Source organism: Enterobacter sp. HG048 (assembly GCF_024702055.1).
Classification (GTDB): domain Bacteria; phylum Pseudomonadota; class Gammaproteobacteria; order Enterobacterales; family Enterobacteriaceae; genus Enterobacter; species Enterobacter dykesii.
This window is the reverse complement of sequence record NZ_JANLIZ010000009.1, coordinates 72063-94649: the sequence shown is the minus strand read 5'-3', so window position 1 is coordinate 94649 and position 22587 is coordinate 72063. Positions and strand designations below refer to the sequence as shown.

Here is a 22587-nt window from a genome sequence, read left to right as displayed (position 1 = left end):
AATGCGTTTATCCTTTTGCGTTATTCAGGGTGGCGATCAGAGTGCGCTTGTCCAGCAGCGGCGAGAGGATTTCCCCCTCAGGCAGACCGGGGCCATACACCGCGTTAAACGGAATGGCGTAGCGGTTTCGCTTCGCCAGAAAATCCGCGATAAACGCGGACGGCTGGCTCCAGTCTCCGCGCAGGGCCACCACGTCCGGCTGGCGCAGCGCGGCAATAATGTCCGGCTGGCTGAGCACCCGATGCTCGTTAACTTTGCACGTCACGCACCAGTCCGCAGAGATATCCACAAACACCCGTTTCCCCTGCGCCAGCGCGTTCTCGATAGCCTCTTCACTGAGCGGCTGCCACGGGATGGTCTGAGCGGCATTTTGTGCCGGAGCGGCAGGCGGCGCGTTAAGCAGCCCGCGCGCCTGATATCCGCCGAACGCCGACAGCGCGATGACCACCAGCCAGAACAGCGGCGAAGATTTTTTCCGCTCTAGCGCAAACAGCACCAGCGCGACGACAGTCAGCGCCAGCATCACAATCTGGCTGACCGCCTCGCCCAGATGCACGCTCAACAGCGTTGCCAGCCACAGGCTGGAGGCCAGCATCATCAGGCCGAGGATGACCTTGAGCGTGTTCATCCAGCGGCCGGGTTTCGGCAGCAGCATGGCCGTTTTCGGTACCAGGGCGACAAACAGCCACGGCAGGCTCATGCCCACGCCGAGCATCAGGAAGATCAGCCACAGGGCGTGCAGCGGCGCGCCAAGGGCAAAGGCGACCGCGGTACCGAGGAACGGCGCGGAGCACGGCGTCGCCAGCAGGGTGGCGAACATTCCTTCGCAGAAGCTGCCGCCGATCCCCGATCCCCCTGCCGTCGCCAGCCGTCCTGCGGCAGAAGAAGGCAGCAGCATCTCAAACGTCCCAAACAGGTTCAGCGCAAACAGGAAGGTCACGGCGACCATGAGGCCGATAAACCACGGGTTCTGGAACTGAATGCCCCACCCCAGCGACGCTCCGGCCAGCTTAAGCGCGGTCACCATCCCCGCCAGCAGCATAAAGGAGGTGAGGATCCCGGCGCTGGTGGCCAGAAACCGCAGCCTGATAGCGCGCCTGTCCGATCCCGCCTGCAGGATGCTGTTAAGCTTCATGCCCATGACAGGCAGCACGCAGGGCATCAGGTTGAGGATCAGCCCGCCCAGCAGCGCAAAGAGCACCATTTTTCCCGTCCCGTCCGGCGCTGAGGTTACCTCGGGCGCTATCCCAACGGTCATGGTGGTTTGCTGCGCGTGACCGCCACTGGTCAGCACAAACGATAGCCTTTTGCCCTCCAGCGAGGCCGGTTTATCGCCCCATTCGTCGGTCACGGGAACCGTCACCCGAAGCGTATTGCCGTCGTGTTTGATGACCGGCTCGCCGGGAAGAATGTCACCCTCCAGCGGGTCAAAGTAGATCCCCGGATTATCCCATTTCCCGTCCGTCGTGCCGGTAATCACCAGCTTGTCGCCAGCGAGCCAGGCGGCAAGATCCGCGGATACGCCTGACGTACCGGGCACGGCGCGCATCGCTTGCTTGAACTCGCTGCGGAAGCCCTCATCCACCGGCTGGGTAAAATCGAGATGCAGCGGGTGGTCCGTCAGCAGGCAGACGTTGCTGCACGTGGAAAGCGTGAGCATCCCGTCGAGCGTGTCGCCCTTCACCCCGTCGAGCGTAATCGGGATTATGACCTTATCGTGATAGCCCTGCGTGGTCATGCCGGAGATATCGAAGCGCGACGGCACCGGCCAGGACCAGCTGTCCGTCACGCCATCCGGCCAGCTGATTTTCGGTGCGACGCCGCCCTCGCCCGGCGATCGCCAGTAGGTTTTCCAGCCGGGCTTTAGCTCAACGGTGAGCAGGCCTTTAACTTGCGTTTGCTCCCTCTCCGCCTGAAGGCGGATGCGGGCGTGATCGTTTTGGGGGGAAACCAGCCAGCCGGTGTCCGCCGCATGGACAATGCCGATGCAGGACAGCCACAGGAAGACGAATCCCCTGAAGAGGTTAACCATGTTGTACTCCGTGAACATTGAAAAATTATCGTGTGGTGACGATGTTTTTCATTCACGGAAAACGCAGTTTTTAAGGTGTATTCGGGGAGGCGGTGCCTGAACGGGCTGTACTGCGGGAGCCAATGCCCGCCCTTGCGTAAGCAGCTGCAGCAGCGCGAAGAAGATGATAATGGCCGGCAGAGCGCCGTCGAAGAACAGCGGCTGCGCACAAAGCAGCGAGTGCGCGCCCAGCTGACACGGCGACGGGCCGGGCTGTTCGGTGCTGCTGGTTTGAGCCGGGGCATCTGCACTCAGGGAAATCTGCGGATCCAGTCCCTGCAAAAAATGGTTGAGCATCACCGCACGCTGCACGAGGCAAAGCGCCATCGCGAGACAGGTGATAATCAAAAGCCATTTTCCGAGGAGCTGACGGTTGCGCATAACAATCCAGAGTGACAAGACGCCCCGATCATAAACGATAGTGATGAATCTACAAGTGCCGGAAGTGTAAGGTTTTGTCTGCCGCCCCTATTCGCCCGTCAGCGCGTCATAGACGTCCCGCAGCCGCGTGCGCAGAAACAGCACCGCCTTGTGCTTGCGGGATAACAGCGCCTGTTCGCTGGCGCCGGTCTCCTCTGCCAGCATTTTAATGCTGTAGCCGTGGAGCTCGGTCTTTTCAAACGCCTCCCGCTGCGTCGGCGGGAGTTCAGACAGCGCCTGGCCCAGCTCTTCCCAAAGCAGCGTTTTGAGGTACTCCTCTTCCGGCGTGTGCGCTACGCCGAACAGGGTTTCGGCCAGCTCGTCCTCCGGGAAACCGTCGTCGTCTTCGCCCGTAAAATAGCCGGAGAGCGACACCTCGCGCTTTTTACGCGCCCGGTCGGTCATCTCGTTACGCGCCGCGCGGAACAGCCAGGCGGCGACGTTTTCGACCGGCTGCTCCACTTTCATCAGCTGATAGGTGACTTCCTGCAAAATGTCGTCGGCATCATCGCGAACGGAGGTCCGTCCGCGAATGAAGGCTTTCAGCCGGGCGCGGCAGGCGTTGAGCGCCGACATCAGCATGGATCCGCCCGCCTCCCCGGCTTTCATCTCGCTCACTCTGCTTCCGGCGCTTTTGGCGTGGCGTCGTCGCGCTTATCGTCACGATGACCGTGCCAGCCGCAGTGGCCGCGACCGTGACGACCAAACCCTTCACGGCGCTGCTGAATAAACGCCTCGCGCTGTTCTGGCGTCATGTTCATCCAGCGCTCGTGCATCCGGCGGTGCGCGCCAAACATCCCCGGACGGAAACCCAGCCCGCCAAACAGAATTCGGCTCAGCACCAGAATGCCCAGCGCCTGCCAGAAGCCAATGGCATTAACGCCGAGAATGGCCGGGAGCAAGGCGTTCCACAGGGTCATCACCACCAGGCCGAGCACGATGAAAATCGCCGCGCCGATGACCAAGCCCTTGCCCATACGGTGGCGACCGAATCCGCGCCCGTGACCTCTGCCGTGCATTTCAAAATCTCTCATGGTGTTTACCTCGTTTACAGTAACTGATTATGGCTTGTGATGAGGTAGACGGATGAGGGAGGGAAATATTGCTGGGATGAATGAAATAATTACTCTGGCCGCACATTCGCGGTTATTGCCCGGCGGTGCTGACGCTTGCGCGGGCCTACAGGTTTCGTAGGCCGGGTAAGCGTCAGCGCCACCCGGCACATGTCAAAGGCTTACGCCTGCATCGGCAAACTAAAACTCGAAATACTCCGTGAAAGCTGCTGCGCCTGTTCTTCCAGCGATGCCGCTGCCGCCGCGGACTGCTGCACCAGCGCGGCGTTCTGCTGGGTCACGCCGTCCATTTCGGTCACCGCCTGCCCGACCTGGCCGATCCCGCGGCTCTGCTCTTCGGAGGCGACGGAGATCTGCTCCATCAGCGTATTCACTTTATTCACCGACGAAATAATCGAGTCAATCACCTCACCCGAGCGGCTGACCAGCTCCGCACCGTTTTTCACGCTGGATACCGACTGCGCAATCAGGCTTTCGATGTCTTTAGCCGCCACCGCGCTTTTCTGCGCCAGGGTGCGTACTTCGCTGGCCACGACCGCAAAGCCGCGCCCCTGCGTGCCGGCACGCGCCGCTTCAACCGCCGCGTTCAGCGCCAGAATGTTGGTCTGGAAGGCGATGCTGTTAATCACGCTGGTAATGTCTTCAATGCGCTTCGAGTTCGCGGCGATGGTATTCATCGTGTCGATGACTTCACGGGTCACCGCCTCACCGGTGTGGGCATTTTTCACCGCGTCCTGCACCAGTTTACCGGCCTGATAAACGTTATCGGTATTGTTCGCCACCGTTGCGCTCAGCTCTTCCATGCTCGCCGCCGTCTGGGTTAACGCGGAAGCCTGCTGTTCGGTACGTGACGCCAGGTCGATATTCCCGGAGGCAATCTCCTGCGCCGCGTGCGTTACGGTATGGCTCGCATCGCGCACCTGGGCGATGGTCGCCAGCAGCGCCTGACGCATCTGCTCCATTGAGCTCATAAGATGATCGATTTCGTTATGTGCACTCCCCTTGACCGGCACCGGAACGTCCAGCTTGCCCGCCGCAATCTGGCTGCAGTGCTCGCGCGCCAGGTTGACCGGCGCAAATACAAAGCGCTTCATCAGCAGGCTGACGGCGACAATCACCACCACAAACAGGCAGGCGATAGCGGCAATAATCACCAGGCCGGAGACGAAGTTACTGCTCGCATCCTCGTTCAGGCTTTTGGCGTATTTCTGGTGGACGGAAAGGACCTGGTCGAGAACGATCTCGTACTGGCGGTCGAGGCGGGAGACTTCCGGGATCAGCGCGTTAAATTTGGCCACATCGTGCGCCTCGGCGGCATCGATCAGCGGCGCCAGCCCCTGGTTGCGATAGTTTTGCCAGGCATCCTGATAGGCAGTCACCAGCGACGCTTCATCGCTCAGGCGCGGCGACGCCATAAAGGCCGCAAAGGCGTGGTCCGCTTTGGTCAGCGCCTCTTTCACGGCGGTTAGCTTAGCAGCCCCGTCCGCCGAGTTTCCCGCTTCCACCATCTTCACATACTCCATCACCCGCACGCGCAGCGTACGGCTATGGTTGATGGGGTCAATAATGGACAGCACAACCTGGATCTCTTTGTTGACGTTATCCAGGGAGTTATTACTTTTAATGATGAGGCCAACGCTGGTCACGGTGCTGACAACAAAGAAGAAAAGCAGCGAGAACAGAACGATCAGGGACGACTTTTTCAACGACATAAACCAATACCTCAAGGAGAATTATTCCTTATGGTTATCGGCTCTTCCAAAACTTAAATTAATTAAAGTTATTGATGTATCGGTCCGAGCTATATTGCTCACTTATAGCGCCGCTGCAGGGTGGCAGCCAGCTTGCGTTGCAACGGTTCCGGGGTCTCTCCCTCGATCAGTTTGCTAATCAAATCAAAGCAGTGCCACGCCAGCTGGCGGTTATCCTGACGAATGGTATCCACGGGAATCGTCAGCGAATCGTAGAGATAGTGATCGTCAAAACTGGCTAACCTGATATCACTTTGCAACAGGTTGTGTTGGCCCATATAGCGCAGCACCCCTTCCAGCAGCCCGCAGGCGGCGGCGAAAAGCGCTTTCGGAGGACGCCCCAGACGGGCGCAGAGTTCAGCAAACATCTCGTACCCGGAGCTCGGGTGATAGTTGCCGTGAATGATCCACTCGGGGCGCAGCTCCACGCCGGCCTCTCGCAGACCTTGCTTAAACCCTTCCAGACGATCGCGCGTAGGAGAAAGGCGCGGCTGACCGCCGAGGAAGTAGAACTCATCAGGATGCTGGCGCGCAATGTCGGCCACCAGTTCCGCCGTCGGGGTAATGGAGTCGGTGATCACCAGCGGCAGCGCGCTGTCGTTGATGTGGCGGTCAAACAGAACAACGGGCAGCTGCTCGCTCAGCTTATGGTAGTCCGCATCGTTAAGCATGCTGGAGGCCACAATCAGCCCGTCCACCTGACGCGCCACCATGTTGTTCACCACCACCGTCTCCTGCCCCGGGTTTTCATCGCTGCAGGAGATCAGCAGCTGAACGCCCGCCTCGCGGCACAGCGTTTCCAGCTCGTGAGAAAAGACGGCAAAACCGTAGTTGGTGATCTCCGGGACCACCAGACCAATAGTGTGGCTGCGGTTATCGCGCAGCGACCGGGCGTGAATGCTGGGCTGATAGTGATGCTCTTTTGCGATCGCCAGCACGCGTTCGCGCGTCTCTTCCGCCACGCGAAGCTCTTTGCTGCGTCCGTTGAGAACCAGGCTGGCGGTGGCTTTTGACACCCCCGCCAGCTCCGCGATGTCTTTAATGGTGACGCGTTTTGTTTTTCTCACAACGACTTAGATCCGGCTGCCAAAACCCTCATTCTATCATGCAGGCGCGCAGCGACCAGTAGCGTAATGTGATATCGGACGCACCTTCGAATCGCACCCGGGCCGGATGGTCAGGAAAATAGCGGCTGCTCATCACCCCTTCACCGTGATTGATGAAAATTTCAATACTGGAGCGGTCGCAGAGAACGCGTAAATGGCTGACCTCGCCCTGCCAGTATCGGGTCAGCGTTTCACCGGTTTTCAGGCTCGCGCGCTCCAGGCGTATACCCTGCTCATCGACCGTGAGGCGCAGCGTGCCGCCAAAATCGACACTCACCTGCGATGCGCTCAGCTCAAACTCCAGGCGCGTCGCGTCCAGGTCCGGCGCCTCGCTGGCGCGCCCCTGCCAGCGCTGCTCATCTTCACGCAGCGCCGCCAGCTCGCGCGCCGGGGTCTGCCAGAGCCTGCCGTCTCGGTAGCGTAATTCACGCGGACAGGTCATCTGGTGCATCCAGCCGTGCGTCCGGGTTGGCTGAAGCATCTCTTCCCCGTCCGGTACGCCCATCCAGCCGATCAGAATGCGTCGGCCGTCTTCAGCCAGCGTGGTTTGCGGGGCGTAAAACTCAAAGCCCGCGTCCAGCTCGTGCAGCTCGCCGTGATCGAATGCGACGTTTTCATAGTCAAACGCCCCGCTCATCCAGGTGGCCGGATAGGTGTTGAGATAGCGATGCGGCTCGCGCGCCAGCCCCTGCGGACAGCTGATTAAGATGTGCGTTCCGTCGAGCGCGAACAGGTCTGGGCACTCCCACATATACCCTGCGTCCGTCAGGCCGTTAACCCCGTGACCGGCGATTTCCCCGCAGGACGCCCAGGCGTGCAGATCGGCTGACTTAAACAGCAGCACCTTGCCGCGCTTTTGCACATCCTGCGCGCCGAGCACCATGTACCACTCCCCGTCGTGCTGCCACACCTTTGGGTCGCGCACGTGGCCGGTGTAGCCTTCCGGCAGCGCCAGCACCGGCCCCAGCTTCGTAAAGGTTCCGTCCGGCTGTTCTACGGCCAGACACTGCCAGGCGGTGCGGCTACCGTCATCAAACTTGACGTTGCCGGTGTAGCAAAGCGTCAGGACGCCGTGGTTGTCCACGGCGCTACCGGAGTAGCAGCCGTTGCGGTCATACTCTTCATCCGGCATCAGCGCCAGCGGCTCATGCTGCCAGTGCACCAGGTCCGCAGAGCTCCAGTGCCCCCAGCATTTAAACCGATGCTCGCAGTCCAGCGGGTTCCACTGATAGAACAGGTGATATCGGCCGGCAAACCAGATAAACCCGTTGGGATCGTTCATCAACCCCGTAGCCGGCGCGGGATGCCACTGCGGATAGTGACTATCCGCAAGCGCCCGCGGCTGACCTTTCATAACGGCCTGCAGGATCGCAGGCCAGCGGGAAGGTAACGTCATTATTCAGAGTCCGTTTTATATTTCAGCAGCAGTGAGACGGTAAACGCCACGCCGAAGGCAATCACCATACCGATAATATAGTTGAGCAGCGAGCTGGCCTGCACGATGGCCATGCCCGGAATAGCGGTCAACCCAACGGCGGTCATGTAAACATGGACAGATACCACCCAGGCCCCGCCCACCGCGCCGCCGATCAGCGCGGCGATAAACGGCTTAACGAAGCGCAGGTTGATACCAAAAATGGCCGCTTCGGTGATGCCCAGCATCGCAGAAAACGCCGACGGTAAGGTAATGGCTTTGATTTTGGCATCTTTGGTTTTGAACCACACCGCCAGACAGGCGCCGCCCTGCGCCACGTTCGCCATGGCCCAGATCGGCAGCAGGAAGTTCACGCCAATCGACGGGTTACCGAGCAGCCCGGCTTCAATCGCGTGGAAGCTGTGGTGAATACCGGTGATCACAATCACCGAGTAAAGCCCGCCGAACAGCAGCCCGGCCAGCCAGCCCGCATGGGCGATCAGCGTGCTAAGAATAAAGGAGATACCATCACCTAAGGCGCGCCCCGCCGGGCCGATAATCAGCAAGGCGATAAAGCCGGAGATAACGACGGTGAGGAACGGCGTCAGGATCAGGTCTAACGCGTCCGGGATCGCGCGGCGCAGGTTTTTCTCCACGATGCTCATAAACCAGACGGCCAGCAGCACCGGGAATACCGTGCCCTGATAGCCAATCATCGCGATCTCAAGGCCGAAGAAGTTCATGGTGTGGAAGCCAGATGCCACGCCCCAGGCGTTGGTCAGCGCCGGGTGGGTCAGAATACCGCCCAGCGTCGCGCCGAGATACGGGTTACCGCCAAATTCCCGCGCGGCGGTAAAGCCGATCAGAATAGGCAGAATGATAAACGCCGCGGAGCTGCACATGTCCAGCATGATGTAGATGGCGTTATCCGCATTGACCCAGCCGTAGGTTTTCACCATGCCGAGCAGGCCCATCAGCAGACCGGACGCCACAATCGCGGGAATGATCGGGACAAAGATATTGGAGAGCAGACGGGCAATGCGCTGGAACGGGTTCAGCTTGCGCGCCGCCAGATCTGCGGCCTCAGATTTACTGGATTCGCTAATCCCCGCCGCCTGAATAAACGCGGCGTAGACCTTGTTGACCACGCCCGTGCCAAAAATCACCTGCATCTGGCCGGCGTTACGAAAACAGCCTTTTACGCCGTCGACCTTACCGATCGCCTGCTGATCGGCAAGCGCGTCATCGACCAGCACCAGACGAAGACGCGTTGCGCAGTGCGCCGCGCTGGCGATATTTTCCTTGCCACCGAGCAGCGGAATAAGCTCGCGGGCGATTTGATTAAAATCCATAGATACCTCTGCCTGACTTCTTTTTATGATGTGCGAAACGCTCCCGCCGGGCGGGAGCGTGATGGGTTAAAACCAGGTTTCCATCTGGACCCCAAAGTTCCATTCCCCGCCGGCGTTGAAGCCGCTGCTGCCAAAGGCATCATCGCTGGCGTAATTATCCAGTTTGCTGCTCCAGTCCATCCAGGTGGCAAACAGGCGCAGCTCCGGACGGCTGAAGAAATCGCCGATTTTGCTCGCTTTTAACGTTGGAGCAAAGGTCAGCTTGTAGAAACTGCCGTTGACGGCGTTCCGGTCCTTGTAGCCTTCCGGATTTAAATCCATGTACTGATAGCTGCCCTCAAACGCCAGCGCGAAGTTCTGCGTCACCTCTTTGATCAGGCGGGTGTTGAGCGTTACCCACTCATAGCTATCGCCCTTGACGTAGCGATCTTTACTGCTCTGCGCCAGGACGGCGGGCGCAACGCTCCAGCCACCGCCGATTGGCGTGACACCGTAACTTGCGAAGCGCCAGGTATCCGCCTCAGAGAGCAGCGCGCCGTCGGAACCGATGCTTTTCACTTCCGCACCCAGCCCGTGACCGTACAGCAGCGCCGTTTTGGCGGTCCCTTCCCGCAGGCCGTAGAAGCTCTCGTTATGTAACCCGACCAGGGCATGAACACCGGTATTGGCGGCATCGGTTTTGATGAGATCGCCGTTGGTGTCTTTACGGTCGTCGTTATCCTTCGCACGCAGGCCGCTCACCATCAGCTGGAACGGTCCGGCGAAGTGGTTCATGCTGAGGATATAGTTCTGAACGTTATTGTCGGTCTGCTCCACGCTGCCGAAGTTGCGGCCGTAGATGGAGAAGTTGCTGCGCAGCGAATCGTTCCACTTCACGTCGTAGACGCCGCCGCCGGTACCGGCCAGGAACACCACGTCGGAATCCAGCCAGTGAATGTCAAAGTTGTCGCGGTCGAAGCGTTTACCCGCCCAGAAGGTGCTGCCCTTCAGCGCGCCGGTAAAATCAGGCAGGTTGCCCAGCTCCGCGAAGGCCTGGCGAATATTGAGATCGCTGGTATCGGCTGACCAGTCGTTATAGGTTCTCTGACCGTCGGCGAGCATCGCCTTAAAGCGCGTGGTCGCCCCGTTATCCAGAGTTTGTTTGTGCTCCAGGTTCAGCTCGACGTAGGTGTCGGCTTCGTTACCCAGACGCCCTACCGCACCGCCGGTTTCACCGGCCGGGGTCAGATAAGGACCGCTTTTGCTGCTGGAAGCCGCATCGTTCATCAGCAGGCCCGAGCGGGCGTAGCCGTGGAACTCAAACCCGCCGATCTGATCCGCCTTCTTTTCCAGCTCGGTGGTGCGCTGCGCCACCGCCTGGGTTGTCGTTTGCGCCTGCTGCTGGGCGGCAACCAGCTGCTGCGTTTTTTGTTCCGCATCCGTGGCGCGCTTCTCAGCCACCTGCGCACGCGTTTCCGCCGCCTGGAGGCGCTGCTCCATCGCGGCAAGACGCGCTTCGATACTTGTCATATCCGTTTGGGCAAAAACAGAGGTACTACCGGCCAGCATGCCTATCATCACGGCAAGTCTGCGTTTTTTATACATTTTGTCGCATCCCTAAAAGAAGTCATTAAACGTGCTAAATTGCTAAACCGGTTTAGGTTGCTGATACTAAACCTCTGAATTTTGGATCGGCAATCTTTTTTGCTAAACCGTTTTAGTAAGTGTGATCGAGACGACAATTCAGGCCGCCGGATGGCGGCCAGGAGAGGAAAAATTACAGGTCGTGCTGCCAGGGCAATGCAGTCATCGCCCCTTTGGCCGTGGTGGCTAATGCGCCGCAGCGCTGGGCAAGTGCGATGACCGGCGTCAGGTCCTGTCCGGCGGCCAGCCCGTAAAGCAGCCCGGCAACGAAGGCGTCGCCCGCGCCGGTGGTATCGACACACTCTACGGGCGTAGCCGGATAGTGTTTTACGGTACCCTGATGCCAGGCGATCACGCCCTCCTTGCCCTGGGTGACCAATACCAGACGTGCCGGACAGCGCGCCATCAGCGTGTCCAGACCGACGTTTACCTCGACATTTCCGGTTAAAAACGCCAGCTCTTCGACGGAGAGTTTCACCACGTCGGCGCTCTGCAGGGCCTGTTCCAGGCAGCGACGCAGCTCGTTCTCATCCGGCCAGAGATCCGGGCGAATATTGGGGTCGAAGCTGACGTAACCGCCCGCCTCGCGAATGGCGGCCATCGCCTCAAGCGTCGCAGAACGGCTCGGCTCTGCGCTTAACGCGATGGAACAGACGTGCAGCCACTCCCCGGCGCTGAACGCCGGCAGATCGGCGGATTCGAGAAACAGATCGGCGCTCGGGCGCACCATAAAGGTAAACGAGCGTTCGCCTTGGTCATCCAGATCGACAACCACCGTTGAGGTGCGGTGCGCCGGGTCAAGGCGCATAGACTTCACGTCGACCTTTTCGTCAGCGAGCGTTTTCGCCATAAAGCGCCCGAATGGATCGTCGCCAACCTTGCCGATAAAGGCGCTCTGGCCGCCCAGCCGGGCAATACCGACCGCAACGTTTGCCGGTGCGCCGCCGGGACACTGCAGTAATCTGCCTTCTCCATCGGGCAGCAAATCCACCACCGCATCACCAAGTACCCAGATTTTTTTCATGTGATCCTCGTAGCTAAACCATGTTAAACCGTTTTAGCTATTTAAGCACAGGCAGGACGAAGGGGAAATAACGCGGGAGGAAAATTGGCTAACGCACCAGATGCGGCCAGTGAATATCACCGACGCCATTCAGCTGCGGACGGGCAAACAGAAAGCCCTGGAAGCGGCGGATACCGGCAGATTCCAGCCAGCACCACTCCTCTATCTTCTCGATCCCTTCGGCCACCAGGGTAATTTCGAGGTCCGAGCAACAGCTGATGATGGAGCGCACAATCGCCTGCTTAGGGCCGCTCAGGTGGATATTGCTGACAATTTCCCGGTCGATCTTAATTTTGTCCGGCTGAAAGCGAGTCAGCAGCGAAAGGCCGGCATAGCCGGAACCGAAATCATCGATTGCCAGGCCAACGCCCTCGCCGCGAAGCTGCTTGATAGCGCTGTTGAACTGGTTAAGCCCGGATATCATCTCGTTTTCAGTCACTTCAATGACCACCTGCTCCGGCTGAAGGCCATGCAGTTTAATCTGCTCGACAAGAAATTCCACTGCGCCAGGAACATTCACCAGCGACATCGGCAGCAGGTTTACCGCAATTTTATGGCTGCCAATACCCAGTTTTTTTGCCAGCGCAAAGGCATACGCTTTCGTCTGGAGATCGACTTCGTAAATTTTGTCCGGATCGAGGGTGCTGAAGAAATGCTCAGGGCTGCCGCCGTCGTTGCCGCGGATGAGGGCTTCAAGAGAGCTGATCTTCCCTTCAGAGGGCTCAACGATGGGCTGGAGTGCGAACTGACAGGTTTGATTAGCCATCAGGCCCAGACTCGCGCCAAAGGGTGACGCCTCCGACGAAAGCGACCATTTTTCTGGAGCGTAGCGTGCTCCCGACGGGGATGGGCGTCTGCCCGTAATAAATGTCTGAATGAATTTGAACACCCGATCGTCGGAGGTCAGATAGCTGTCCAGCTTGCTGTAATGCAGAACCGACTGCAGCACCTCTTTCGGCGACTGGGTTTGGAGATCGAAAAGCAGCATACCGACGTTTTCGAACCGTCTGCGCGGGCCATAGTCCCGCAGCAGTTCAACCACCCCACTGTGCCGCTTGTCATCCCGAATTTTATGAAACAGCGTAACCACGCTCTCTTCCGACCCTTCGAGGATTTGCAGAACATCATTGCCTTTTGCGAGCAGAACTCCGGTGATGCTCTGGTTGGCATTGCGGATCCGGGCGCGCTCTACCAGCTCCCGCAGCTCGGTGGAGGGGCGGGATAAATTCAACTCGCTTCGGTAAATCAGCGTGGTCAGCACAAAAAAGGGTTCCGGAGTGAGAAAGGTGCCTTAAAGCTACTGTTTAACATACTTTATCAATGCGACCTAACATATTCACACTAAAAGGGAACGTTACCTTTCCGCGTCCCCAATGTGACTGTCTATCCTCTCCTGCATATAGTCGTAGAACGGATTCGAGGTGACGCGCATCAGCGCCTCTTTGCCGACGCTCAACACGGACGTTTCGCCCCAGAGCGCAATTGTCCCCAGGCTGATGCCGTAGCGGTTTTTCACACCAGGCTCACGGCCATACAGATCGTCATCCGGCGGGAACGGGACCGCAACATGCGACAGCGAATAGACATCCTGCGGCCAGGCCTGCGCAAGCGGCACGACCCTCTCCCGGGTGCTGCCTGCCGGGGTGATTTTCGCCACCGTCGAGAAGCTGTGTGCGTCCGAATTGGTAATAATCGTGACACCGTAACGCCTCTGCGCAACCGGCAGCAGCGCCGAAGTTGCCGTCCACGACGACGGTTTGAACAGCGGTCGGAAGCTGGCTGCCTGATTGATGTCAAACACCACCAGCTCGCTGCCGTTTGCCGGAAGCTGGTCAAACAGGCCGGTCACCACCGCGCGGGTGCTGACCGTGGAATCCATGACCGACTGAAACGCCAGGATCGGCGGCAAATTCGCCAGCCTGTTCTCCCGCGCCTCGCGGCCAATTTGCTCCTGCAGGGCCTTCGTCAGCAGCCATGACTGGCGGGCGGCGTTCACCGGGAACGAGTTATATTTGTACGGATTATATTCCGGAGAGATATTCAGCCACGCCGCTTTGGCAAACGCCGGCAGCAGCGCCGGTAACCCGGCGAAACCGGCAAACCGCGCAAAGGCCGTCACGCCGATCATCGGTGAGAGCAGTATCACCTGCTGCGGTCGACGAAGCGCAGGCGCATCCAGCGCATCGAGGGTATATTTCATCGCCAGCGCCCCGCCGTTGGAGTAGCCCACCAGATGCAGAGGCGCAGCCTCACCCGCCAGACGCGTGGCTTCCCGCACCGCAAGACGCGTCGCCGCCAGCCACATCTCCCAGTCGACGTCCGTCAGCGCGCCGGGCGCGGTGCCGTGCCCGGGCAGGCGCGGGACCACGGCCACAAAGCCGTGCTGTTGATAGTTCACGGCAAGCCGTCGGACGCTGTAGGGCGAGTCCGTCAAACCGTGCAGCAGCACTACCGCGCCGCGCGGCTTTCCGGCTGGCATCAGCACAAAGGAGCGGTTGGCATCGGGCGTAAACTGACCGGGCCACACCAGGCTCTGGCGGTAATAGCGGTTTAACGGGGTTTGTTCCTCGCCCGCTGTTTTCGCCGTCACCGCATTATCAAGATCGGCGAAAATAGCGTTTTCCCGTGCGATATACCCGGCAAAATTGGCGTTATCCATCTCGCGCACGGACATCTCATCGGCCCGCCAGGTATGCCACAGGTGCAGTTCCGGTCCCTGCTGCGAGAGATAGACCCTAACCGCCAGCAGGACGACCAGTACGATCCCGACGACAATCCCTATTTTTTTTGCAAGCGCCATCAGGCGCACGCTGATTCGCCAGGGCAGATTTGCCATGCCGGGATCCCTTTTATATTCACAGTACATCTATCTTATCAAAAATGTGAACGCCCTGACGGATTCACTAAATTCATACCTGCCTGCTCGGCCGGTGCACCAAAAGTGAACTACGCTGCACAAATGTTGATCATTGGTTAAACAAATATTGCATGAAGTTTACTGCACAGCGGGTTTTATCCGCCCTGTGAAGATGGCACGCGTCATGCATTGTTAACCAGGTAACAAAAGATCAGCCATTGACAGCCTGTTAACAGCGAGGCGGTATGACGACGAAACCTGAGATGTTGAGCCGTATCGAAGCAACGTTCAGCCAGCTCACGCCCAGCGAAAAGCGGGTCGGAAGCTGGCTGCTGGCGCACGCCGCGCAAATCCCGTTCGAAACGGCGGAGAGCGTCGGTCAGGCGAGCGGGACCAGCGGAATTACCGTCGGACGCTTCCTGCGCAAGCTGGGGTATCGCAACCTGGAAGATGCCAAAAAAAGCCTGCGCGATCCCTATCAGCCCTGGGGCATGAACGAGCGGCTGGACTCCTGGCAGCAGCAGCGCCCCCTTTCCAGCCGCCTTCAGCACGCCCTGTCGCTGGAAGTGGATGCCATCACGCAGGTGTACCAGCTGGCGCAAACGGACGCCTTTCGTCAGGTGGTGCACAACCTCGCCCACGCCGACGCGGTGTTTGTGCTGGGGATCCAGTCCACGCGCGGAATTGCCAACGCCTTCTTCAGCCACCTCGAGTACCTCCGCCCGCGCGTGAGCTATTCGGAGGGGGCTTCCGGCAGCTGGGTGGAATCCCTCAACTCGGGGTTTGCGCACCCCTACGTCGTGCTGACCGATACGCGCACCTACTCCGCGATGGCCCGCCAGTACTGCCGCGTCGCCAGCGATAAAGGCATTCCGCTGGCCTTAATCACCGACATCTGGTGCCCGTGGGCGCGGGATTACCCGATGGATTTACTGCAGGTGAAAACCGATACCGGTCACTTCTGGGATTCGCTTGCCCCCGTCAGCTGTCTGTTCAACCTGCTGCTGTCGGGCGTGGTGGAAGCGCTGGGTGATGCGCTCCCGGCGCGTCTGGCGGTAAACCGGCAATTACAACAAGAGTTTGGTCAATTCGAACGCTAAAGGAGCGGAGCTATGCACGAAGAGAGTGAACTGATTGATGTGGCGAAGACGTTTCCCACGCTGCATATCGATCTGAAGTACGCCACCGCCGACAACATCACCGGCCGCCCGATCTATCAGGAGTCGCTGTGCCTGCTACATACCGACGCGGCCACCGCGCTGGCAAAAGCCATCAGCATTGCCTCGCTGGCCGGGCTGAAGCTGGTGGTGTACGACGCCTATCGGCCGCAGCAGGCGCAGGCCCAGCTGTGGGATGCCTGCCCGAACCCGGAGTATGTGGTCGACGTGGCGATTGGCTCCAATCACAGCCGCGGTACGGCCATCGACGTCACCCTGATGGATGAACATAACGCCGTGCTGGATATGGGGGCCGGTTTTGACGAAATGCACGACCGCTCGCATCCGTATCACCCCTCCGTGCCGCCGCACGCCCAGCGCAACCGTCTGCTGTTGAACGCCATCATGTTCGGCGGCGGTTTTGTCGGTATCAGCAGCGAATGGTGGCACTTTGAACTGCCGAACGCCGCCAGCTACCCGCTGCTTGACGACCGTTTTGCCTGTTTTCCCCTGACGCACACTTCTCTCTAAACCTGGAGCACTGCCATGAAAACATCGCTTCTCTCGACGCTGATCGCCGCCACGCTGGCCCTGAGCGCACCGCTGGCGCTGGCTGCCGTCCCGAAAGATATGCTGGCGATCGGTAAAGCCGCCGACCCGCAAACGCTCGATCCTGCCATCACTATTGATAACAACGACTGGACCGTCACCTATCCGTCCTACCAGCGTCTGGTCAAGTACAAGCCAGGCTCTACCGAGGTGGAGGGCGATCTGTCCACGGGCTGGAAGGCGTCCGACGACCAGAAAGAGTGGACCTTTACCCTGGCGGATAACGCGAAATTCTCCGACGGTACGCCGGTCACCGCCGAGGCGGTAAAACTCTCCTTTGAGCGCCTGCTGAAGCTCGGTCAGGGGCCGTCTGAAGCCTTCCCGAAAGACCTGAAAATTGATGTCGTCTATGACCATACGGTGAAGTTCACCCTCAGCCAGCCTTTCGCGCCTTTCCTCTACACGCTGGCAAACGACGGGGCGTCCATCATTAACCCGGCGGTGCTGAAGGCCAACGCGGCAGATGATGCGCGCGGTTTTCTGGCGCAAAACACCGCCGGTTCCGGGCCGTTTATGCTGAAAAGCTGGCAGAAAGGCCAGCAGCTGATCCTGGTGCCTAACCCACACTGGCAGGGTGAAAAACCGCACTTTAAGCGCGTCTCGGTGAAAATTATCGGAGAGAGCGCCTCGCGCCGGCTGCAGCTTTCCCGCGGCGATCTGGACATTGCCGACTCCCTGCCGGTCGATCAGCTCGCGGCCCTGAAGCAGGAAGGCAAAGTCGCCGTCGCGGAATACCCGTCCCTGCGAGTGACTTACCTCTATCTCAACAACGGCAAAGCGCCGCTCAATCAGGTGGATTTACGCCGGGCCATCTCCTGGGCGACGGATTACCAGGGGATGGTGAAAGGCATTCTGAGCGGCAACGGCAAGCAGATGCGCGGCCCGATCCCGGAAGGCATGTGGGGCTATGACGCCACGGCAATGCAGTACAGCTTTGACGAGGCCAAAGCCAAAGCCGCGCTGGAGAAGGTCAAAGACAAACCCGCCAGCCTGACCTTCCTCTACTCGGATAACGATCCGAACTGGGAGCCTATCGCCCTCTCCACTCAGGCCAGCCTCGGCAAGATCGGCATTAGCGTCAAGCTGGAAAAACTGGCCAATGCCACCATGCGCGACCGCGTCGGAAAAGGCGATTACGACATTGCCATCGGCAACTGGAGTCCGGACTTTGCCGACCCGTACATGTTCATGAACTACTGGTTCGAATCGGACAAAAAAGGGCTGCCGGGCAACCGCTCGTTCTATGAGAACAAAGAGGTCGATTCGCTCCTGCAGGCCGCGCTGAAAACCACCGACCAGGCGGAACGCACCAAAGATTACCAGCAGGCGCAGAATGTGGTTATCGACGAGGCGGCCTACGTTTATCTGTTCCAGAAAAACTACCAGCTGGCGATGAACAAAGAGGTCAAAGGCTTCACCTTTAATCCAATGCTCGAGCAGGTGTTCAACATCGCCACCATGAGCAAGTAACCGTTTCGCCGGGGGAAAGCGTATGACGTTCTGGAGCATAGTGCGCCAGCGCTGCTGGGGGTTAATCCTGGTGGTGGCCGGTGTCTGTATTATCACCTTTATTATTTCACACCTGATCCCCGGCGATCCGGCTCGTCTGCTGGCCGGCGACCGCGCCAGCGACGAAATCGTGCAGAACATCCGCCAGCAGTTAGGGCTGGACCAGCCGCTGTACGTTCAGTTTGGCCGCTACGTGGACGCTCTGGCCCACGGTGATCTAGGCACGTCCATCCGTACCGGACGCCCGGTCGCGGAAGACCTGAAGGCCTTTTTCCCCGCCACGCTGGAGCTGGCCTTTTGTTCTCTGCTGCTGGCGCTGGTCATCGGCGTGCCGCTGGGGATTTTGTCGGCGGTGTACCGCAACCGCTGGCTGGATCACCTGGTGCGTTTAATGGCGATGACCGGGATCTCCACGCCGGCCTTCTGGCTCGGGCTGGGCGTCATCGTGCTGTTCTACGGGCACCTGCAGATCCTGCCGGGCGGCGGCAGGCTGGACGACTGGCTCGACCCGCCGACGCGCGTCACCGGCTTTTATCTGCTGGACGCGCTGCTGGAGGGCAACGGTGAGGTCTTTTTCAACGCGCTTCAGCACCTGATTTTACCCTCGCTGACGCTGGCGTTTGTTCACCTGGGCATCGTGGCGCGCCAGGTCCGCTCGGCGATGCTGGAGCAGCTCAGCGAGGACTACATCCGCACCGCGCGCGCCAGCGGCCTGCCCGGCTGGTACATCATCCTGCGCTACGCCCTGCCGAACGCGATGATCCCGTCCATTACCGTGCTCGGGCTGGCGCTGGGCGATCTGCTATACGGCGCCGTGCTGACCGAAACCGTCTTTGCCTGGCCGGGCATGGGCGCCTGGGTGGTGACATCCATTCAGGCGCTCGATTTCCCTGCCGTGATGGGCTTTGCCGTCGTCGTTTCGCTGGCCTACGTGCTGGTTAATCTGGTGGTCGATCTGCTTTACCTGTGGATTGACCCGCGAATCGGGCGCGGAGGTGCCGAATGATGTTAACGCAGGAAACGCCCGTCCCGGCTAAAACCGCCGGACAACGCATCAACTGGGCAAAGCTGTTCTGGATGCTGCGTCAAAGCCCGCTCACCATCGTTGGCGGCGTCATTATGATTGCGATGCTCTTCCTGATGGTGGCCTCGCCGTGGATCGTGCCGCATGACCCGAACGCGCTGGATTTGACCGCACGCCTGCAGGCGCCGTCTGCGCAACACTGGTTTGGTACCGATGAGGTGGGACGCGATCTGTTCAGCCGCGTGCTTGCGGGCAGCCAGCAGTCGATTACCGCCGGGCTGGCGGTGGTGGCGATTGCGGGCGGCATCGGCTCGCTTCTGGGCTGTCTGTCCGGCGTGCTGGGCGGGCGCGGCGACGCCGTCATCATGCGGGTGATGGACATTATGCTCTCGATACCTTCCCTGGTGCTGACCATGGCGCTGGCCGCCGCGCTCGGGCCGAGCCTGTTCAACGCCATGCTGGCGATTGCGATTGTCCGCATCCCGTTTTACGTCCGCCTGGCCCGCGGGCAAACCCTGGTGGTGCGCCAGTTTACCTACGTCCAGGCCGCCCGCACCTTTGGCGCGTCCCGCTGGCATTTGATTCGCTGGCATATCCTGCGCAACGCCCTGCCGCCGCTGATCGTGCAGGCTTCGCTGGACATCGGCAGCGCCATTCTGATGGCCGCCACGCTGGGGTTCATCGGCCTGGGCGCGCAGCAGCCGACCGCCGAATGGGGCGCGATGGTAGCCGTCGGCCGTAACTACGTTCTGGACCAGTGGTGGTACTGCGCCTTTCCCGGTGCGGCGATTTTGATAACCGCCGTGGGCTTTAACCTGTTTGGCGACGGTATCCGCGATCTGCTGGACCCGAAATCGGGAGGAAAACAGTGATGACCGAATCGGTACTGAGTATTGAAGACCTGCACCTGAGCTTCCCGATATTTCGCGGTGAGGTCCACGCGCTGAACCACGTCTCGCTGGAGATCGGCAGGGGCGAAATTGTCGGCGTGGTGGGCGAGTCGGGATCGGGTAAGTCCGTAACCGCCATGCTCGCCATGCGGCTGCTGCCGGAAGGGGGCTACCGTATTCATCATGGACAGGTGAAATTACTCGGCGAAAACGTCCTGACGGCGTCCGAGAAGCAGCTTCGCCAGTGGCGCGGTGCGCGAGTGGCGATGATTTTTCAGGAGCCCATGACCGCCCTCAACCCGACGCGGCGGATTGGCAAACAGATGGTGGAGGTGATCCGCCAGCATCAGCCGCTCTCGCGGCGCGAGGCGCAGCAGAAGGCGATTACCCTGCTGGAAGAGATGCAAATCCCGGACGCGAAGCAGGTCATGGAGCGTTATCCGTTTGAACTCTCCGGCGGCATGCGCCAGCGGGTGATGATCGCCCTTGCCTTCTCCTGCGAGCCGGAGCTGATCATCGCCGACGAGCCGACCACCGCGCTGGACGTTACCGTCCAGCTCCAGGTGCTGCGCCTCCTGAAGCACAAGGCGCGGGCCAGCGGGACCTCGGTGCTGTTTATCAGCCACGATATGGCCGTGGTGTCGCAGCTATGCGACAGAATGTACGTGATGTACGCGGGCAGCGTGATCGAGAGCGGTGCCACGCAAACGCTGATCGACCATCCCGTGCATCCCTACTCCATGGGCCTGCTGCGGTGCGCGCCGGAACACGGCCAGCCGCGCGCCCCGCTTCCCGCCATCCCCGGCACGGTGCCCAACCTCAGCCAGCTTCCGCAGGGTTGCGCCTTCCGCGAGCGCTGCTTTGCCGCCGGGGCGAAATGCAGCGAAACGCCGCGCTTAGCGCCCACTGGCGCAGAAGGCCAACAGGCTGCCTGCTGGTATCCACAACGGGAGAAAGCCCATGACTGATGTATTGCTGGAACTGGATAGCGTGCACGTTAACTTTGCGGCACGCAAAAACTGGCTGGGCCGCGTGACGGAACAGGTCCATGCCCTCAACGGGCTCGATCTTCAGATCCGTCGGGGGGAAACGCTGGGCATTGTCGGGGAATCAGGCTGCGGGAAAAGCACGCTGGCCCAGCTGCTGATGGGCATGCTTAAGCCCAGCACCGGCGCGTGCCAGCGGGCGCACCATGCGGGCGGCATGCAGATGGTGTTTCAGGATCCGCTCTCCTCGCTCGACCCGCGATTGCCGGTCTGGCGCATCATCACCGAGCCGGTGTGGGTGCAAAAACGCAGCAGCGAGCGCGCGCGCCGTCAGCTGGCTGAAAACCTGGCGCTGCAGGTTGGCATTCGCCCGGAATATCTCGACAGGCTTCCGCACGCATTCTCCGGCGGGCAGCGCCAGCGCATCGCCATCGCCCGGGCGCTCTCGTCCGACCCCGATATTATCGTGCTTGATGAACCCACCAGCGCGCTGGATATCTCCGTGCAGGCGCAGATCCTCAACCTGCTGGTGACCCTGCAGCAGCAGCGTAATCTGACCTACGTGTTAATTTCGCACAACGTCTCGGTGGTCAGACACATGAGCGACCGGGTGGCGGTGATGTACCTCGGGCAGATTGTGGAGCTGGGCAGCGCCGCGCAGGTGCTTGGCGAGCCGCGCCATCCTTATACCCGCCTTCTGCTCGACTCGGTTCCCCGCACCGGTGAACCGCTGGATGAAAATCTGGCCTTGCGCAAAACGGAGCTTCCCGGCAACCGTCATCTGCCCGAGGGCTGTTTTTTCCGCGACCGTTGCCCGATGGCAGCGCAGGGGTGTGAGCATCCCCAGCCGTTACAGCCCTCACGCGAGGGCCGTGACGTCCGCTGCTGGCGCAGTCTGGGTTAGATTTGCGCCATCCCGCCGTCCACAAACAGCTCGGTGGCGTTAATAAAGCTGGCCGCGTCGGAGGCCAGAAACGCCACCGCTTTCCCCACCTCGCCCGGCGCGCCTAAGCGCCCCAGCGGTACCTGAGCGGCCAGCGCGTCGTACAGACCCTGACGGTGCTCTTCCGGCACCAGATCGCCGAGACCCGGGGTTTTGATCGGGCCCGGGCTCACCACGTTGACGCGGATCCCGCGGCCCTGCAAATCCAGCGCCCAGGAGCGGGCAAAGTTGCGCACGGCGGCCTTACTGGCGCTGTAGACGCTGAAGTTGGCCGTCCCCTTAATGGACACCGTCGAGCCGGTCAGAATAATCGACGATCCGGCGGAGAGCAGCGGCAGCGCCTTCTGCACCGTAAACAGCACTCCGCGAACGTTGGTGCCAAAAATCCTGTCAAACTGTTCTTCGGTGATCGCGCCCAGCGGCAGCATATCGCCGCCACCGGCATTGGCGAACAGAATATCGAGGCGGCCTTCTTCTTTGGCTATCCGGGCATAAACCTCATCCAGATCGGCAAGCTTAGAGACGTCCGCGCGAATGCCCACTGCCGTTGAAGCAATTTCTGCGACCGCCGCGTCAAGTTCGGCCTGACGACGACCGGTGATATACACCTTCGCGCCCTGTGCCGCCAGCTCCTGCGCCGTGGCAAGACCGATACCGGTGCTGCCGCCGGTGACCAGTGCGATTTTTCCTGAGAGAGTCGTGTTCATGTCATTTACCTTTTGTTGGGTTTGCGTTGAAC

The 22587-nt window shown here is 60.1% G+C and carries 20 protein-coding genes; 7 read left to right on the top strand and 13 right to left on the bottom strand.

Translation table 11 applies throughout. From position 1 onward, the window contains the following. Positions 1-7 precede the first annotated feature (7 nt). The 12 genes from NUX24_RS12575 to NUX24_RS12520 all read right to left on the bottom strand — a co-directional run bounded on the left by NUX24_RS12575 (position 8) and on the right by NUX24_RS12520 (position 14709). Positions 8-2032 carry a protein-disulfide reductase DsbD gene (locus NUX24_RS12575; protein ID WP_257831884.1) on the bottom strand — a complete coding sequence of 675 codons (2025 nt, stop codon included), beginning with the start codon at positions 2030-2032 and terminating at the stop codon, positions 8-10. Positions 2033-2080: 48 nt separating this feature from the next. Next, positions 2081-2452, bottom strand: coding sequence for a hypothetical protein (locus NUX24_RS12570; RefSeq protein WP_126328563.1), 372 nt, complete (start codon positions 2450-2452; stop codon positions 2081-2083). 87 nt (positions 2453-2539) lie between these two features. Next, positions 2540-3100: an RNA polymerase sigma factor gene (locus tag NUX24_RS12565; protein ID WP_257832001.1), complete on the bottom strand. Its 561-nt coding sequence runs from the start codon at positions 3098-3100 to the stop codon at positions 2540-2542. A 5-nt stretch (positions 3101-3105) separates the two neighbouring features. Then, entirely contained in the window at positions 3106-3525 is a 420-nt protein-coding gene (locus NUX24_RS12560) for a hypothetical protein (RefSeq protein ID WP_257831882.1), read from the bottom strand. Between the two features lie 200 nt (positions 3526-3725). Further along, positions 3726-5276, bottom strand: coding sequence for a methyl-accepting chemotaxis protein (locus NUX24_RS12555; RefSeq protein ID WP_257831880.1), 1551 nt, complete (start codon positions 5274-5276; stop codon positions 3726-3728). Positions 5277-5374: 98 nt separating this feature from the next. Beyond that, entirely contained in the window at positions 5375-6382 is a 1008-nt protein-coding gene (locus NUX24_RS12550) for a LacI family DNA-binding transcriptional regulator (RefSeq protein WP_193807002.1), read from the bottom strand. 28 nt (positions 6383-6410) lie between these two features. After that, on the bottom strand, positions 6411-7817 hold the full coding sequence (locus tag NUX24_RS12545; protein WP_257831877.1) for a sucrose-6-phosphate hydrolase: 1407 nt from the start codon (positions 7815-7817) through the stop codon (positions 6411-6413). After that, positions 7817-9187 carry a sucrose-specific PTS transporter subunit IIBC gene (locus NUX24_RS12540; RefSeq protein ID WP_023619263.1) on the bottom strand — a complete coding sequence of 457 codons (1371 nt, stop codon included), beginning with the start codon at positions 9185-9187 and terminating at the stop codon, positions 7817-7819. The genes NUX24_RS12545 and NUX24_RS12540 overlap by 1 nt, the downstream gene beginning before the upstream one ends. Positions 9188-9253: 66 nt before the next feature. Further along, entirely contained in the window at positions 9254-10771 is a 1518-nt protein-coding gene (locus NUX24_RS12535) for a carbohydrate porin (protein WP_257831873.1), read from the bottom strand. A 172-nt stretch (positions 10772-10943) separates the two neighbouring features. After that, positions 10944-11834 carry an aminoimidazole riboside kinase gene (locus NUX24_RS12530; protein WP_257831870.1) on the bottom strand — a complete coding sequence of 297 codons (891 nt, stop codon included), beginning with the start codon at positions 11832-11834 and terminating at the stop codon, positions 10944-10946. 88 nt (positions 11835-11922) lie between these two features. Next, entirely contained in the window at positions 11923-13134 is a 1212-nt protein-coding gene (locus NUX24_RS12525; RefSeq protein WP_257831868.1) for a diguanylate phosphodiesterase, read from the bottom strand. A gap of 93 nt (positions 13135-13227) precedes the next feature. Next, positions 13228-14709, bottom strand: coding sequence for an alpha/beta hydrolase (locus tag NUX24_RS12520; RefSeq protein WP_257831866.1), 1482 nt, complete (start codon positions 14707-14709; stop codon positions 13228-13230). 266 nt (positions 14710-14975) lie between these two features. Between NUX24_RS12520 and NUX24_RS12515 the strand changes: the two genes are divergently transcribed. From NUX24_RS12515 to NUX24_RS12485, 7 genes are read left to right on the top strand one after another with little or no spacing between them, the layout of a single operon-like run. Then, positions 14976-15830 (top strand): MurR/RpiR family transcriptional regulator, encoded by an 855-nt coding sequence (locus NUX24_RS12515; RefSeq protein WP_047653355.1) that lies wholly within the window; start codon positions 14976-14978, stop codon positions 15828-15830. A 12-nt stretch (positions 15831-15842) separates the two neighbouring features. Continuing rightward, positions 15843-16418, top strand: coding sequence for a D-alanyl-D-alanine dipeptidase (gene ddpX / locus NUX24_RS12510; RefSeq protein ID WP_257831863.1), 576 nt, complete (start codon positions 15843-15845; stop codon positions 16416-16418). Between the two features lie 15 nt (positions 16419-16433). Further along, a complete protein-coding gene (locus NUX24_RS12505) occupies positions 16434-17966 on the top strand; it encodes an ABC transporter substrate-binding protein (protein ID WP_257831861.1) in 1533 nt (510 codons plus the stop codon). A gap of 22 nt (positions 17967-17988) precedes the next feature. Then, on the top strand, positions 17989-19011 hold the full coding sequence (locus NUX24_RS12500) for an ABC transporter permease (protein ID WP_047653358.1): 1023 nt from the start codon (positions 17989-17991) through the stop codon (positions 19009-19011). Then, positions 19008-19901 carry a D,D-dipeptide ABC transporter permease gene (gene ddpC, locus NUX24_RS12495; RefSeq protein ID WP_126328576.1) on the top strand — a complete coding sequence of 298 codons (894 nt, stop codon included), beginning with the start codon at positions 19008-19010 and terminating at the stop codon, positions 19899-19901. Before NUX24_RS12500 ends, ddpC begins: the two co-directional genes overlap by 4 nt. Further along, complete coding sequence (locus NUX24_RS12490; protein WP_257831858.1) at positions 19901-20887, top strand: ABC transporter ATP-binding protein; 987 nt, start codon at positions 19901-19903, stop codon at positions 20885-20887. The genes ddpC and NUX24_RS12490 overlap by 1 nt, the downstream gene beginning before the upstream one ends. Then, the gene (locus tag NUX24_RS12485; RefSeq protein ID WP_149323779.1) at positions 20880-21809 is read left to right on the top strand and encodes an ABC transporter ATP-binding protein; all 930 of its coding nucleotides are present in this window, start codon (positions 20880-20882) and stop codon (positions 21807-21809) included. The genes NUX24_RS12490 and NUX24_RS12485 overlap by 8 nt, the downstream gene beginning before the upstream one ends. On the opposite strand, the gene NUX24_RS12480 is transcribed toward NUX24_RS12485, so the two are convergent. Further along, positions 21806-22555 carry an SDR family NAD(P)-dependent oxidoreductase gene (locus NUX24_RS12480; RefSeq protein WP_008501706.1) on the bottom strand — a complete coding sequence of 250 codons (750 nt, stop codon included), beginning with the start codon at positions 22553-22555 and terminating at the stop codon, positions 21806-21808. The genes NUX24_RS12485 and NUX24_RS12480 overlap by 4 nt on opposite strands. Positions 22556-22587: the final 32 nt, after the last annotated feature.